11 protein-coding genes and 8 tRNA genes are annotated in these 13,487 nt (G+C 41.5%); 16 read left to right on the top strand and 3 right to left on the bottom strand.

The genetic code is table 11. From position 1 onward, the window contains the following. Window positions 1–26 precede the first annotated feature (26 nt). The 6 genes from pilG to FTU62_RS03140 all read left to right on the top strand — a co-directional run bounded on the left by pilG (window position 27) and on the right by FTU62_RS03140 (window position 8,619). Window positions 27–410 carry a twitching motility response regulator PilG gene (gene pilG, locus FTU62_RS03165; RefSeq protein WP_078191060.1) on the top strand — a complete coding sequence of 128 codons (384 nt, stop codon included), beginning with the start codon at window positions 27–29 and terminating at the stop codon, window positions 408–410. Between the two features lie 29 nt (window positions 411–439). Next, entirely contained in the window at window positions 440–808 is a 369-nt protein-coding gene (locus FTU62_RS03160) for a response regulator (RefSeq protein WP_180083624.1), read from the top strand. Window positions 809–814: 6 nt separating this feature from the next. Continuing rightward, window positions 815–1,351 (top strand): chemotaxis protein CheW, encoded by a 537-nt coding sequence (locus FTU62_RS03155; protein ID WP_180101812.1) that lies wholly within the window; start codon window positions 815–817, stop codon window positions 1,349–1,351. Window positions 1,352–1,395: 44 nt separating this feature from the next. Continuing rightward, window positions 1,396–3,471 (top strand): methyl-accepting chemotaxis protein, encoded by a 2,076-nt coding sequence (locus tag FTU62_RS03150; protein ID WP_078192256.1) that lies wholly within the window; start codon window positions 1,396–1,398, stop codon window positions 3,469–3,471. A gap of 162 nt (window positions 3,472–3,633) precedes the next feature. After that, window positions 3,634–8,148: an Hpt domain-containing protein gene (locus FTU62_RS03145; RefSeq protein ID WP_180101811.1), complete on the top strand. Its 4,515-nt coding sequence runs from the start codon at window positions 3,634–3,636 to the stop codon at window positions 8,146–8,148. Window positions 8,149–8,151: 3 nt separating this feature from the next. Beyond that, window positions 8,152–8,619 carry a hypothetical protein gene (locus FTU62_RS03140; RefSeq protein ID WP_078191055.1) on the top strand — a complete coding sequence of 156 codons (468 nt, stop codon included), beginning with the start codon at window positions 8,152–8,154 and terminating at the stop codon, window positions 8,617–8,619. 67 nt (window positions 8,620–8,686) lie between these two features. Here the strand turns inward: FTU62_RS03140 and dapE are convergent, their stop codons facing one another. From dapE to FTU62_RS03125, 3 genes are all read right to left on the bottom strand, one after another. Further along, window positions 8,687–9,820 (bottom strand): succinyl-diaminopimelate desuccinylase, encoded by a 1,134-nt coding sequence (dapE, locus tag FTU62_RS03135; RefSeq protein WP_180101810.1) that lies wholly within the window; start codon window positions 9,818–9,820, stop codon window positions 8,687–8,689. Between the two features lie 122 nt (window positions 9,821–9,942). Beyond that, window positions 9,943–10,092, bottom strand: a complete 150-nt coding sequence (locus FTU62_RS03130; protein ID WP_078191053.1) for an entericidin A/B family lipoprotein — start codon at window positions 10,090–10,092, stop codon at window positions 9,943–9,945. 154 nt (window positions 10,093–10,246) lie between these two features. Further along, a complete protein-coding gene (locus tag FTU62_RS03125) occupies window positions 10,247–11,110 on the bottom strand; it encodes a DUF1853 family protein (RefSeq protein ID WP_180101809.1) in 864 nt (287 codons plus the stop codon). A gap of 88 nt (window positions 11,111–11,198) precedes the next feature. Between FTU62_RS03125 and FTU62_RS03120 the strand changes: the two genes are divergently transcribed. The 10 genes from FTU62_RS03120 (at window position 11,199) to FTU62_RS03075 (ending at window position 13,465) form a co-directional block, all read left to right on the top strand. Then, window positions 11,199–11,633, top strand: a complete 435-nt coding sequence (locus tag FTU62_RS03120) for a YbaN family protein (protein ID WP_180101808.1) — start codon at window positions 11,199–11,201, stop codon at window positions 11,631–11,633. Beyond that, complete coding sequence (gene elsL, locus FTU62_RS03115; RefSeq protein ID WP_180101807.1) at window positions 11,626–12,120, top strand: cell wall-recycling L,D-carboxypeptidase ElsL; 495 nt, start codon at window positions 11,626–11,628, stop codon at window positions 12,118–12,120. Before FTU62_RS03120 ends, elsL begins: the two co-directional genes overlap by 8 nt. A gap of 450 nt (window positions 12,121–12,570) precedes the next feature. Next, window positions 12,571–12,646: transfer RNA gene (locus tag FTU62_RS03110), tRNA-Val, on the top strand. Window positions 12,647–12,675: 29 nt separating this feature from the next. Then, a tRNA-Asp gene (locus FTU62_RS03105) sits at window positions 12,676–12,752 on the top strand. A gap of 47 nt (window positions 12,753–12,799) precedes the next feature. Then, window positions 12,800–12,876: transfer RNA gene (locus FTU62_RS03100), tRNA-Asp, on the top strand. A 21-nt stretch (window positions 12,877–12,897) separates the two neighbouring features. Continuing rightward, window positions 12,898–12,973 (top strand) — tRNA-Val (locus FTU62_RS03095). Between the two features lie 13 nt (window positions 12,974–12,986). After that, a tRNA-Asp gene (locus FTU62_RS03090) sits at window positions 12,987–13,063 on the top strand. 31 nt (window positions 13,064–13,094) lie between these two features. After that, window positions 13,095–13,170 (top strand) — tRNA-Val (locus FTU62_RS03085). A gap of 44 nt (window positions 13,171–13,214) precedes the next feature. Then, window positions 13,215–13,291, top strand: a tRNA-Asp gene (locus FTU62_RS03080). Between the two features lie 98 nt (window positions 13,292–13,389). Then, window positions 13,390–13,465 (top strand) — tRNA-Val (locus tag FTU62_RS03075). Window positions 13,466–13,487 lie beyond the last annotated feature (22 nt).

Raw genomic sequence — 13,487 nt, 5'->3', positions numbered from 1 at the left:
ACATCCTCAATGGGTAGGGTCAATAAATGGACGATAAATTCCAAAATCTAAAAGTCATGGTAATTGATGATTCAAAAACCATTCGTCGTACGGCCGAAACGCTGCTTCAGCGTGAAGGATGTGAAGTAGTCACTGCTGTAGATGGTTTTGAAGCACTTTCAAAAATTGCAGATGCGAATCCAGATATCGTATTTGTCGATATTATGATGCCACGTCTTGATGGCTATCAAACTTGTGCCCTGATTAAAAACTCTCAAAATTATCAAAATATTCCTGTGATTATGCTTTCAAGTAAAGATGGTTTATTTGATCAGGCGAAGGGTCGTGTTGTAGGTTCTGATGAATACTTGACTAAGCCATTCAGTAAAGATGAATTGCTGAATGCAATCCGTAATCACGTTACAGCATAATTAGATTTTTTATTTTTTGGGGAAAAAGTATGGCACGTATCCTAATCGTTGATGATTCACCAACAGAAACATTCCGTTTTAAAGAAATTTTAAGTAAACACGGTTTTGAAGTGATTGAAGCTTCAAATGGGGCAGATGGGGTGACAATGGCTCAAGCTGAGTTACCTGATTTGGTCTTAATGGATGTGGTAATGCCGGGTGTGAATGGATTCCAAGCAACACGTCAAATTGCACGTGGTGCGACCACCAAACATATCCCGATTGTCATTGTAAGTACCAAAGATCAGGCAACTGACCGTGTTTGGGGTAAACGCCAAGGTGCTTCTGATTATCTGACTAAACCTGTAGACGAAAAACAATTAATTGATGTGATTAAGCAACACCTCAATGCAGGATAAAGCTCTATGGCAGCAAATGGATTTATCGAATTACTTCGAATAGCAAAACGAGGAAACAAAAACTACGTTTCCACTGAAAATGAAGTAAACCGATGGTCAGGCATTGCTTTTGAGATGATGGGGCAATATTACGTTGCTCCTTTAGGTGAAGTAGCTGAAGTGATCTACCCACCAAAATATACGCCAGTTCCCAATACCCAACCTTGGGTGATGGGATTAGCCAATATTCGGGGACGCTTACTTTCTTTGTCTGACCTAGCACAATATATAACCGGTCATCGAAGTAGTTTTTCACCCACTCAAAAAGTTTTATGTATTAGTCATAATGACCATTATGTCGGTTTGGTAGTCGATCAAGTTTTGGGTATTCAACACTTTAATAAGAAAAGTTATTTTTCTAAAGATAATGAGTTGGATCGAAATTTGCAGGAATATTGTCAGGGGTATTTCCACCAGCATAACGAGCAGTGGAATGTATTTCTCTTCAGTCGTTTACTGCAAAATCCAAAATACATGAACGCATCTATAAAATTTATAAATTAATTGTCGCGCACGAACGAAAGAAGGCGTAATCGGGGAGAAGCTGAATGGGCTTTAAACTTAAAAAGAAAAATACGGGTGAAAGCACCAGTGGTCGTAAAGGCGGTAATGCTTTTCTGGCAAAACTGCAATCACAGACAGATCAATTATCTCGAGTTTTTGGTGATAGTGAAAAATCCAAACCATTTATTTATGGTGCGATTGGTTCATTAGTACTGGCAACGATTATTTTATTATACCTATTCTATAGCGTTCCTCGCGGTAACCAATTAACGCAAAGTTTGGGTGAACTCCGTCTTCTTTCGCAAACAATTTCGCGTCAAGCAACTGAGGCAACTGCATCAGGTACTGAAGATGCAATGAAAAAATTAATTGCCTCTCAAGATTCGTTCAAAGAAAACTTAGAAACTGTAAAAGACATTCATGCAAATACAGATGCGCTGAAATCTGTAGATACGCAGTGGGCTGAAGTTTCAAAAAGTATTGACTTGATTACTTCGCAACAAAAAATCATTAATAAATTATATGACACGAACATCGCGATTGGTGAAACCATTCCGGGGATTCAGGCGGAATATAACTTGATGGTCGACCAAATGGCACGTCAAGACATGCCTTCGAACCAGGTGGTGATTGCGAAAAACCAAGTATTCATTGCAGAACGTATTTTACGTTCGATCAGTTCGGTGCTTTCCGGTTCTGATAGTTCACGTGAGTCTGCAGATGACTTCAGTGCCGATACTGAAACCTTTGGTTTGTACTTAAATGCCCAATTGGATGGTAGTACAGAGCTTGGTGTACAACGTATTGAAAGCCCTGAATTACGTGAGTCACTTGAAGGCATTAAAGCTGAATATGACGATGTATTAAAATCAGCGGCTGCGACAATTTTGAAAAACTCAACGCAAATTGTGAACGTACGTAAAGCATCTTCACAAATTTTTGCTGAGTCAGACAAATTGTTGGACAACTTAAATCAATTGTCTTCTAGCACAGGCTTGAAAACCATTTTACCTGCGGTACTGTTGATTCTTGCTTTAACAGCCTTCTTGATCTGTGTGTTCAAACTTCTTTCTTTACGTGGTCAATCGGATAAATTCCGTGTAACCCGTCTTCAAGAAGAATATGACCGTAACCAGAACGCGATTTTACGTTTACTCGATGAAATTGCCGATCTTGCAGACGGTGACTTACGTTCGTATGCGACGGTATCTGAAGACTTTACGGGTGCGATTGCCGACTCGATTAACTTCGCAATCGACCAATTACGTGACCTTGTATCGCGTATTACAGAAACTTCTCAAGAAGTTGCGCAATATACGGCGAATACGCAGGGTATTACCAACCAGCTTGCAGAAGCATCTGAACATCAGGCGCAAGAAATTGCTGGTGCATCAGCCGCAATTAACGAAATGGCAATGTCGATTGACCAAGTATCTTCGAACGCTGAAGAATCAGCTGTTGTAGCAGAACGTTCTGTACAAATTGCTGCAAACGGTGCAGATGTCGTAAACCGTTCAATTGAAGGTATGGACACGATTCGTGAACAGATTCAGGAAACTTCAAAACGTATTAAACGTTTGGGTGAGTCTTCTCAAGAGATTGGTAACATTGTCGCACTGATTAACGATATTGCCGACCAAACAAACATCTTGGCATTAAACGCAGCAATTCAGGCGTCGATGGCGGGTGAAGCAGGTCGTGGTTTCGCCGTGGTAGCGGATGAGGTACAGCGTCTTGCGGAACGTTCAGCGTCTGCAACCAAACAGATTGAAGGCTTGGTAAAAACCATTCAAACGGATACCAACGAAGCCGTAATTTCAATGGAACAAACGACTTCGGAAGTTGTACGTGGTGCGAACTTGTCTAAGGATGCCGGCGTAGCACTGGATGAAATTCAGTCTGTATCGGGTAACTTGGCGAAACTGATTGCAAACATTTCGGATGCTGCAAAACTTCAGTCTGCTTCAGCAGGTCATATTGCGACAACGATGAACGTTGTACAAGAAATTACCTCGCAAACCACCAGTGCAACATTTGATACTGCACGTTCGGTATCTGAATTGGCGAACATGGCTGAATCATTACGTGAATCTGTATCTGACTTTAAACTCCCAGAGTAAGTCAGGCGCAAACCTGGAGTACCTTAGCTGCGGCTAGGGTACTCCACCGATTACAGATAACACATCGATAAGGTGAACTTAACGTCACAGTTAAGTCTTAGGTGATGGTTACAATTAAGTTTGAGCAACCTTCTTGGTGGCAAAACATAAGAAGCCTTAGCTATGAAAGAAATATTAAAAAATTTAGTTGAAACAACTACGCTTCCTGAAGATAGTTATCTTGATCAAGATGCAGAAATTTTAGAGATTTTTGTTGAAGAAATAGAAGAAATCTTTGAAGAACTGGCGGGTTTATTTACAACTTGGTTGGAAAATCCACAAGATAAAGACACTTTAACGACGATTCGTCGTCATTTCCATACTCTGAAAGGTTCAGGTCGTATGGTCGGGGCAAAATCGGCGGGTGAAACTGCATGGGCAGTTGAAGATACACTGAATCGTGTCATTGCGGGTTCAGTACAGTTAACGCCGACAGTTCAAAAGTTTACACAAACAGTTTTAAATGTTTATCAATATAAGCTCTATCCACGGTTTAAAAATGTTGCCGAATTGGATGTAGACTTACGACCATTGGTTTTAATGGGGCAACAATTACAACAAAATATCAGCCTTGAGCCTGCACTCGAAGAATTATTAAAACTGGCAGATCAATTAAAATCTGAAGATGGTGTCACTGGTTTAGAACTGACTGATGTTGAAGCTACAGCACCTGTAGAAGTGCTTGAAAACACGATTGATGCGGTTGTTGAATCAGAACCTGCTCCTGAACAAGTGGATGCAGATGCATCACTAGTCGAAGAGACAGTGAGCATTTTTATTGAAGAAGCTGAAGAACATCTACAAACGATTGATCAGTTCCTTCAATCTGATGACAGTAAATCACAAGATTATAATGGTTTGATTCGCGCGCTACACACCTTGCGTGGTAGTTCGTCGATGGCGCAAATCGAAGAGATTTTTGAAGCCAGTTCAAAAGTTGAAAATTTATTCAAAACCTTATTGCAAGACGAAATCGTATCGAGCTCGAAAGAAACTGCTTTATTGATTCAATATGCTGAATTTGTTCGTGATTATTTACACTTGCTGCGTTCAGGAGATAAGGCAAATCTTGCATCTATTTATGAAACCTTCAAAGCTGCTTGGGATGATTATGGTTTTGCTAGCCAAGATCAATTGGCGCCTGAAGATAATCCACAAGGTTTGGTTTCTAAACTAATCGAATTAAATATTGATCAGTTATTGGATGCTGAATTTGAGTTTGATAAACGTGCCCTTGCTGAATTCCCAGACTATATTCAACAGCTCAGTCAACAAGCTTTAGAGTTGATCGAACATACGGATAATCGTGCGTCTGTTGGAATCCATGATTTCACAACTCAACTGCGTGCAGCGTATCAGTCTTTAGTTGAAAAGCCTAAATTACTCCATGCTGATTATGGCTATGAGTTATTTGCGCAAGCACATCAAGAGTTCATTCACTTATTTGACACTTTAGCTGCGGGTCAGCGTGTAGTGTTAAGTGAAGAGGTTCAGCGTTTCTTAAATGAGCTGACTGCATTTGTACAACAAGACATTGAAGCAGTTGCAGCGACGACAACACCAGAAGCCCATGTAGTTGCTGAACCTGTTGCCACAGTAGAAGATAAAGCCGCTGTTGCAAATACAACAGCAGTAGACTTTGCTCAATTAAGTCAGCGTATTCAACTTGATCATCAACAGATGCAAGCGGCGGATGCGAATAATGACTTTGATGAAGATCTTTTAGGGATCTTTATTGAAGAGGCTGAAGAATTATTGGTGGGGATTGACCAAGACCTTAGTACTTGGACGCACGATCAAACCAATACTTCAGCTTTGAATAATTTAATGCGCTATTTGCATACCCTAAAAGGTGGTGCAAATATGATTGCCGCGTCTCATGTGGGTTTAATTTCGCATGAATTGGAATCGATTTATGAGCGCATTATTCGTCAGCAAATTTCGATTACGCCTGCGTTAATTCAAATTATTCGTTTAGTGCAAGATGATATTTCAGATCGTATTCAAACCATTCGTGACCAAGGGATCGACTACCCTGCGAATAATGTGATCGATATTCTAAGGAATATTCAGTCAATTGTGGCAGGAGAGCGTTCAGAACCTGTTGCATTGGCTTCGGCTCCTATTTCAGCTGAAACTCTACAAGCTACAGTAGAGCCAGATGTGTCGGTGTCAGAGCCGATGGACGCTGCTGAAGACACTGCAGAAGCAGTGGTTGAAGCTCAAACGACTGCTCACACTGAGTCCGCTGTTGAACATCTTGAACATGCGGTTGCTGAACATGTTGAGCATCCAGATGATGATCTACGTTCGGTCATGGAAGAAACCTTCCTTGAAGAGTCTGAGGAAATTCTTGAACAAGCCGTTCAATTATTAAATCAATGGACTGAACAACGTAGTGACCGTAACGTATTGCTTCAATTACAACGTGCTGCCCACAGTATTAAGGGTGGTGCGCGTATGGTTGAAAATGAACCTGTTGCCGCAATTGCGTATCAACTTGAGACGACGTTTGAGCATTTTGCGGTTCATCATTTCAACTCAAATGCATATGACGGCTTACTCAAAACGACGTTGGCATGGTTAAAAAAAGCAATCTTCAACCATGACTATAGTAATTTTGACAGCATCAAATTGAGCTTAGAATCCATTCAGTATGTGGATGTTACGGTTCAATTGCCAAACCGTGTTGCAGAATTAGAACAAGGTATTGTCAGTAAAGGCTTTGAATTTATTCAAGGTGATGGTGTTGAACCGCCATCGATGTTGGGTGAGTGGACTGAAGCCAATTCTTCTGATAACAGTAATGAGATGATTCGTATCTCGGCTGATCTCGTCGAGAAGATGATTGACTTATCAGGCGAGAACTCGATTAACCGTTCACGTATTGAAATGGACTTAGGTCAGCTAGGCAATACCTTGAATGAAATGGAGTTAGCAATTAAGCGACTTGCTGACCAGTTACGTCGAATGGATGGTGAGCTTGAGTCACAAATTATTGCCAAACATGGTTCTGAAAATTCACGCTATTCGGATTTTGACCCATTGGAGATGGACCAATATTCATCGATTAACCAATTGTCAAAATCTCTAGCCGAATCTGCGTCGGATTTGGTTGACTTCAAGAGTACTTTGGCAGAAAAAATCCGTGATGCGGAAGGTCTGTTATTACAACAATCACGTATTCAGTCAGAAATTCAAGAGAGTCTAATGCGTACCCGTTTGGTACCATTTGATCGTTTATTACCACGTTTACAACGTATTGTGCGTCAAACTTCTTCGACTTTGAACCGTCCTGCGGAATTGATTGTTCAAAATACTGAAGGTGAATTAGACCGCACGATCTTAGAGCGTTTGGTGACACCATTTGAACATATGCTGCGTAATGCGGTCGACCATGGTTTAGAAGATACTGCTGACCGTTTGGCTTTGAAAAAGCCAGAAGTAGGTAGCATCGTCTTGAACATTAGTCGTCAGGGTACTGATGTACTGGTGTCTTTCAGTGATGATGGTAAAGGGATTGATGAAACCAAAATTAAAGACAAAGCCTTAAAACTTGGTTTAATCAAAGCGGATCAGTTCCTCGATAAACAAGAAATCTTGCAATTGATCTTCCATCCAGGTTTCTCAACGGCACAAGCGGTAACGCAAATTTCGGGTCGTGGTGTTGGTCTGGATGTGGTGCAAAGTGAAATTAAAGCTTTGGGGGGTCATGTTTCCGTTGAGTCTGAGTTAGGTAAAGGGACGACCTTTACCATTCGTGTACCAACCACAGTAGCGGTCAGCGATGCCTTGATGGTGAAAGCGGGCGATCAGCAATATGCGATTTCATTAGCGCAAATTGAACGTATTGTCCGTATTGCACCTACGGCACTCGAAACTTACTTCAATAGTAAGGATGACGTGTTTAAAATTGACAACACCAATTACAAACTACGTTATCTATCAGAGTTTGTGGGTAATCAGCCAATTCCACGTTTAAATAATGTCGGCCATTCATTGCCTGTACTACTAATTAAAGGCAACAGTGGTCAAACCATTGCTTTATTGGTCGATCAGCTGGTGGGTTCACGTTCTCAAATCGTGGTGAAACCAATTGGTCAACAATTTACCAGTGTGGCCGCGATTGCAGGTGCCACAATTCTTGGTGATGGTCATGTATGTTTGATTTTGGATGGACAAAATATTGCACGTCAGATTCAAACTACGCAGCGTGTTAAACATTCAGCTGAACAGCGTGATTTGGGCCGTCAAGCCAATGCGCGTCGTTTAGTGATGATTGTCGATGACTCGGTAACTGTACGTAAAGTGACTTCACGCTTACTTGAACGTCAGGGTTATGACATCGTGACTGCAAAAGATGGTGTAGATGCAATTGAACAGCTTGAAAATGTCCGTCCAGACCTGATGCTACTTGATATTGAGATGCCACGTATGGATGGTTTCGAAGTGACAAACTTAGTTCGTCACCATGACATTCACCGTGACCTGCCAATCATTATGATTACATCACGTACAGGTGAAAAACATCGTGAGCGTGCATTTAGCTTAGGTGTGACTCACTATATGGGTAAACCATTCCAAGAAGCTGAATTGCTTGCCAATATTGAAGCTTTAATTGCAGAAAAGCAGGGGTAATCTATGAGCCAAAATACTGTTTCTCAAGTTGTCAGCGATAAAATTGATCAACAGGAACTGCAACATCTCATTACGGTTTCTACCGGTTTTATAGATGCGTATATCATTGATTGTCATGGTAAAGAGCCAATGTTGTTGCCACAAAATATTGTGCTTTCAGCGCTCGATAGTGCAACCAAGGTTCCTTTTGTTGAATGGCATGAATTGAAATTGCCTGTTTTCTCGGTCAATGATCCTGCAAAAAATCAGGGCGTGGCTTTGGTGATTGAAGGCGATGATGTTGGACAGCGTTTTGCACTGATGTGTAATGAAATGCCGAAAACCATTCGTCTGCGTATTTCTGAAGTGGTTGATGAAGAAAAAGCTGTGAAAGACGCCAATATTTTCCAATATGTACGCATGGCCGATCAGGTATTTCATATTCCAAATTTAGCCAATATTCAAAACAGCATTGGGCTTCAAGCGGCTTAATATTTGCAAAACGCGATATAAAAAAAGGAACTCAATGGAGTTCCTTTTTTGACTATGCAGGGAATATTTAAGCCAACAGGTTTTCTAAAATCTTTTCGTAAATTTCAGAAAGTGGCTCCAATTCTTCCACATTGACATGTTCATTGATTTGGTGAATCGTGGCATTTAAAACACCCAGTTCAAGCACCTGCGCACCTGTAGGCGCAATGAATCGACCATCAGAAGTACCACCACTGGTCGAAAGTTCAGTTTCAGTCCCAGTAACTTCTCGAATGGCATCACGTGCGGCATTCACTAACTCACCTACAGGGGTTAGGAATGGCAAACCAGATAACGTCCATGAGATGTCATATTCAACGCCATGACGATCTAAAATCTCCAAGGTACGTGCTTTGAGTTCATCTGCCGTTACTTCAGTTGAATAACGGAAGTTAAACAGTAGATTCATCGTGCCCGGAACAACGTTGGTTGCACCTGTACCGGCATTGATATTGGAAATTTGGAACGACGTTGCAGGGAAGTATTCGTTGCCATTGTCCCACACGGTATCGCAAAGCTCGGCCAATGCTTTTGAAGCAGTATGGATTGGATTGATTGCTAGATGTGGGTAAGCAACGTGCCCTTGTTTACCCTTAACTGTTAAATTGGCATTTAGCGAACCACGACGACCATTTTTAACAATATCACCGAGTGTGTTGGTGCTAGATGGTTCACCTACCAAACACCACGTCATTTTTTCATTACGCGCTTCTAAAGTTTCAACAACTTTGACTGTCCCGTTGATCGAAGGACCTTCTTCGTCAGAGGTAATGAGAAATGCAATAGAACCTTTATGATTTGGATGCTTCGCAACAAAACGTTCTGAAGCCACAACCATAGCTGCCAACGCAGTTTTCATATCTGCGCTGCCACGACCATACAGTTTACCGTCGCGAATTTCAGGAAGAAATGGGTCAGAACCCCATGCATCCAAGTTACCTGTAGGTACTACATCAGTATGACCTGCAAAGCAAAATACTGGTGCTTCAGTCCCTTTACGTGCCCAAAGATTATCTACATCATCAAAACGCATATTTTCAATGTTAAAGCCAATCTTGGCTAAACGTTCCGCCATAATGTTCTGGCAGGTATGGTCAATCGGTGTCACCGACGGTTGGCGAAGTAGTTCTAGGCTGAGATCAAGAGTTGCTGTTGAGGTCATGCTAAATACAGAAGTCAAAAATGTCGCAATATAATAGGCGAATCGACAAGCGAAGGGAAATTTAGACGTGAAAAAACCCTATTTAAAAAATAGGGCTCTTTTATAAATTCTTGGGAAAGAAATTAATTGCGGCGAATTTCTTCCGAAGTTTTCTCAGCAGTATTGGTTACAGCATCTCCAGCTTTAGATACGTCTTTACCAACACCTTTTACTGTATTACAACCTGTCAGTACGAAAGCAACCATAAGTGATGCAGCTAAAATTTTTTTCATTGAATGTAATCTCCATTATGAAAGAATAATTTTTAGAAGACTAAATTATTCTGTTGTGAGATTTAGATTAAAAAATAGCCGTATCAAACAGTAGGTGGTTTTTACGGTGGTTGAGTAAATAAATGTAAATTTCTACTAAATGGTGCATTGGGGCTTAAATCGTTTGCGGCAAGATCAAGCGTGGCTGTCTATACATATAATAGCTTTCATCACTGTCTTTTTTATATAAACCATCTGTCCACCAATGTGCAGTTTTATTTGTCGGTTGCTGCTGCACGCAAATCCATTCATGTCGTTGTAGGCGATAGTAACCTTGACTTTTTGAGGGAATGACATGTCCCCATTGACCTATTCTACGCGCAGGATTGACCCAGTTTGGCAATGTGCTGGTACGCTGAATAGGTAAATATAATTGGCCCTTTAAAACGCAATAGCGTTGTTGAATCTGCTGCCCAAGTGCTTCATCAAATTGGAATTGTTTTTGGGTAAAATGATTAAGCTTTCGAGCCAAAGTATCACTACGATTTAAGCCATACCAATAGGGTAATTGAAAATCGCGCTCTGCTAGATAGTATTTTAAAGCCACTTCCCAATGTTCAACTTCACCACTTTCAGTATTTTTTAAAACAAAGTCGAGTTCACCTACTGTACGAGGGCCGTCAATTTTTTGAATGCTATGTCCGAGTAACTGGTAGGGATGGTATGGGTGATCGAGAAGCCAAAACCATATAAACATTTCGAAACGTAAACCAAGGCGAGTACTTTTTAATTTTTGTAAAAATTCTACTAATGCACTTGGGTGTTGTTCGAGTTGTTTTAAACGGGGAAGGTAGGCTTCAAAATATTTATGCCAAAGCTCGTTTGGATGAAAATGAAAGGGATAACGGATTTCGAGTTCATTGGGAATTTGCTGCAGAATATTTGGGCTAGCAATACAGAAAGCCAATTGGCGAACTAAGGGCTGTTTAAATTGCAACCATGGCTCAAAATAAGACGACGTTGTCGGGGTTACAGCCATATTGAAACCTTTCGAATAATGCAGAATAACAACGGATAATTGTTAAAAACATCTTATACTACCTGAATTGAAAGTTCAGGGTAGCGGTATGAAGACGTTGTTTTGGCGAAGCTTAGTGGTTGTCTTTGTCATTTTAGGCTTTATAGGGGCTTTATTGCCGGGAATGCCCACGACAGTCTTCTTAATATTAGCGGCATGGGCAGCTTCAAAAGGCTGGCCACAAATGGATGCTTGGTTATTGAATCATCCTAAATATGGGCCAACCTTACGCGCTTGGCGCGAAAATGGCACAGTCCCACGCAAAGCAAAATGGTTTGCATCGATCATGATGTTTGTGAGTGGTCTGATTATGCTTTTTACTTCTGCACCGATTGCCGTCAAGATTTTCACTGACTTAACCATGTTGATTGTTGGCATTTGGTTATGGACACGACCAGAGCCAAATAAGATTAGGACTATTGAAACATCGCCGCAGACTAAACAAGAAGATAAAGATAAGCAGAAAGAGCAAAAGCATGTCTAAATATACCCAAGATCAAGCAGATATCCTGATTAACTTGAAAGATCAAACATTAACTTTGCCGAAGCTAAATAAGTTTTACCCCATTTCATCGGGTAAAAATGGCATTGGTGAACAGGAAAATAGTGGTAAGACCCCACGAGGTTGGCATCAAGTCGCTGAAAAGTTTGGTGGACAACAACCTCAAAATGCAGTTTTTAAAGCACGTCAGTGGACCGGAGAGGTTTACGACGAGCAACTTGCTGCATCACACCCTGATCGGGATTGGATTTTATCTCGAATATTATGGCTCAGTGGTTTAGAACCCGGCTTTAATGCAGGTGAGGGCTGTGATACTTATCAACGTTATATTTATATTCATGGCACACCAGATCGCGAGCCTATGGGGATACCGATGTCACATGGTTGTATTCGCATGCGAAACAGCGATGTTGTAGAACTTTATCAATTGATTCCATTAAATGCGCTGGTTTACATCACTGAACATTGAACACGTCGTTAAAAGTACAAGCCATGAAAACCGAAGTTCATGGCATCAAAACAAAGATTTGAAAAATTAAAGTGAGTTTGAAAGGCGTTTTTTTGTCAGGACTAATGCTCGCAAACTAACAGAAAATCGTGTTTGAATGTATTTTGTACACTGTGGTGTTTTAGAATGTAGTGTATGTGATGAATTAATCGTCGGTTCGCTGAATGATTAGTTATGAGTCCACGCGAAAAACTGTTTTTTATGTGAATGATGCAGAATATAAGTCATATTTTTAGTAATAAATTTACAGGTTTATAGCTAAAAAATGTTCAAAAATACTGATTTTTCCGCAATATAACTTATTTTTTAATCACTCAAACAGAAAAAGTGGAAAAGAGTTAGAAAAGCGTTTGACAGACCGTGAGGATTCTCTATAATGCACCTCATCAAACGATGAACATGTTTTGAAAAGGGCGCTTAGCTCAGTTGGTAGAGCGTCTGCCTTACAAGCAGAATGTCGGCGGTTCGATCCCGTCAGCGCCCACCAAACCTTTTCAGTGTTAAGATATTTAGAGTGCAGCGGTAGTTCAGTTGGTTAGAATACCGGCCTGTCACGCCGGGGGTCGCGGGTTCGAGTCCCGTCCGCTGCGCCACTTTAAATCTTAATTCGTTTGAACCACAATAGCGACATTGTGTAAGTGCAGCGGTAGTTCAGTTGGTTAGAATACCGGCCTGTCACGCCGGGGGTCGCGGGTTCGAGTCCCGTCCGCTGCGCCATTTACATGATAGACCTTTTGAGGGCGCTTAGCTCAGTTGGTAGAGCGTCTGCCTTACAAGCAGAATGTCGGCGGTTCGATCCCGTCAGCGCCCACCATATTTTTTGCGATGCAGCGGTAGTTCAGTTGGTTAGAATACCGGCCTGTCACGCCGGGGGTCGCGGGTTCGAGTCCCGTCCGCTGCGCCATTACAAAGAATATAATTGTTGTACCCTTTAAGGGCGCTTAGCTCAGTTGGTAGAGCGTCTGCCTTACAAGCAGAATGTCGGCGGTTCGATCCCGTCAGCGCCCACCATATCTTTTAAGATATAGGTTGTGTTTCGAAAGAAACTACGTGATGCAGCGGTAGTTCAGTTGGTTAGAATACCGGCCTGTCACGCCGGGGGTCGCGGGTTCGAGTCCCGTCCGCTGCGCCATTTATCTTAAAAATCTCTGTTCAAGAGAATGCCTTTAGAAAAATCTTTGATTTTTCTCTTGCGCTCAGACAAAGCTTCGCTTTGTTACTCTTCGCTCAGGGCGCTTAGCTCAGTTGGTAGAGCGTCTGCCTTACAAGCAGAATGTCGGCGGTTCGATCCCGTCAGCGCCCACCATATTCTTTTATAGAATCTTCTT

Origin of the sequence: Acinetobacter sp. YH12126 (assembly GCF_013418745.1) — a bacterium.
In the GTDB taxonomy this organism is placed as follows: domain Bacteria; phylum Pseudomonadota; class Gammaproteobacteria; order Pseudomonadales; family Moraxellaceae; genus Acinetobacter; species Acinetobacter amyesii.
This window is presented reverse-complemented; position numbering and strand designations above follow the sequence as displayed.

What these genes read in the sequence shown, in the direction of transcription:
- pilG (WP_078191060.1), top strand. Translation starts at nt 27, where the DNA reads ATGGACGATAAATTCCAAAATCTAAAAGTCATGGTAATTGATGATTCA.
- FTU62_RS03160 (WP_180083624.1), top strand. Translation starts at nt 440, where the DNA reads ATGGCACGTATCCTAATCGTTGATGATTCACCAACAGAAACATTCCGT.
- FTU62_RS03155 (WP_180101812.1), top strand. Translation starts at nt 815, where the DNA reads ATGGCAGCAAATGGATTTATCGAATTACTTCGAATAGCAAAACGAGGA.
- FTU62_RS03150 (WP_078192256.1), top strand. Translation starts at nt 1,396, where the DNA reads ATGGGCTTTAAACTTAAAAAGAAAAATACGGGTGAAAGCACCAGTGGT.
- FTU62_RS03145 (WP_180101811.1), top strand. Translation starts at nt 3,634, where the DNA reads ATGAAAGAAATATTAAAAAATTTAGTTGAAACAACTACGCTTCCTGAA.
- FTU62_RS03140 (WP_078191055.1), top strand. Translation starts at nt 8,152, where the DNA reads ATGAGCCAAAATACTGTTTCTCAAGTTGTCAGCGATAAAATTGATCAA.
- dapE (WP_180101810.1), bottom strand. Translation starts at nt 9,820, where the DNA reads ATGACCTCAACAGCAACTCTTGATCTCAGCCTAGAACTACTTCGCCAA.
- FTU62_RS03130 (WP_078191053.1), bottom strand. Translation starts at nt 10,092, where the DNA reads ATGAAAAAAATTTTAGCTGCATCACTTATGGTTGCTTTCGTACTGACA.
- FTU62_RS03125 (WP_180101809.1), bottom strand. Translation starts at nt 11,110, where the DNA reads ATGGCTGTAACCCCGACAACGTCGTCTTATTTTGAGCCATGGTTGCAA.
- FTU62_RS03120 (WP_180101808.1), top strand. Translation starts at nt 11,199, where the DNA reads ATGAAGACGTTGTTTTGGCGAAGCTTAGTGGTTGTCTTTGTCATTTTA.
- elsL (WP_180101807.1), top strand. Translation starts at nt 11,626, where the DNA reads ATGTCTAAATATACCCAAGATCAAGCAGATATCCTGATTAACTTGAAA.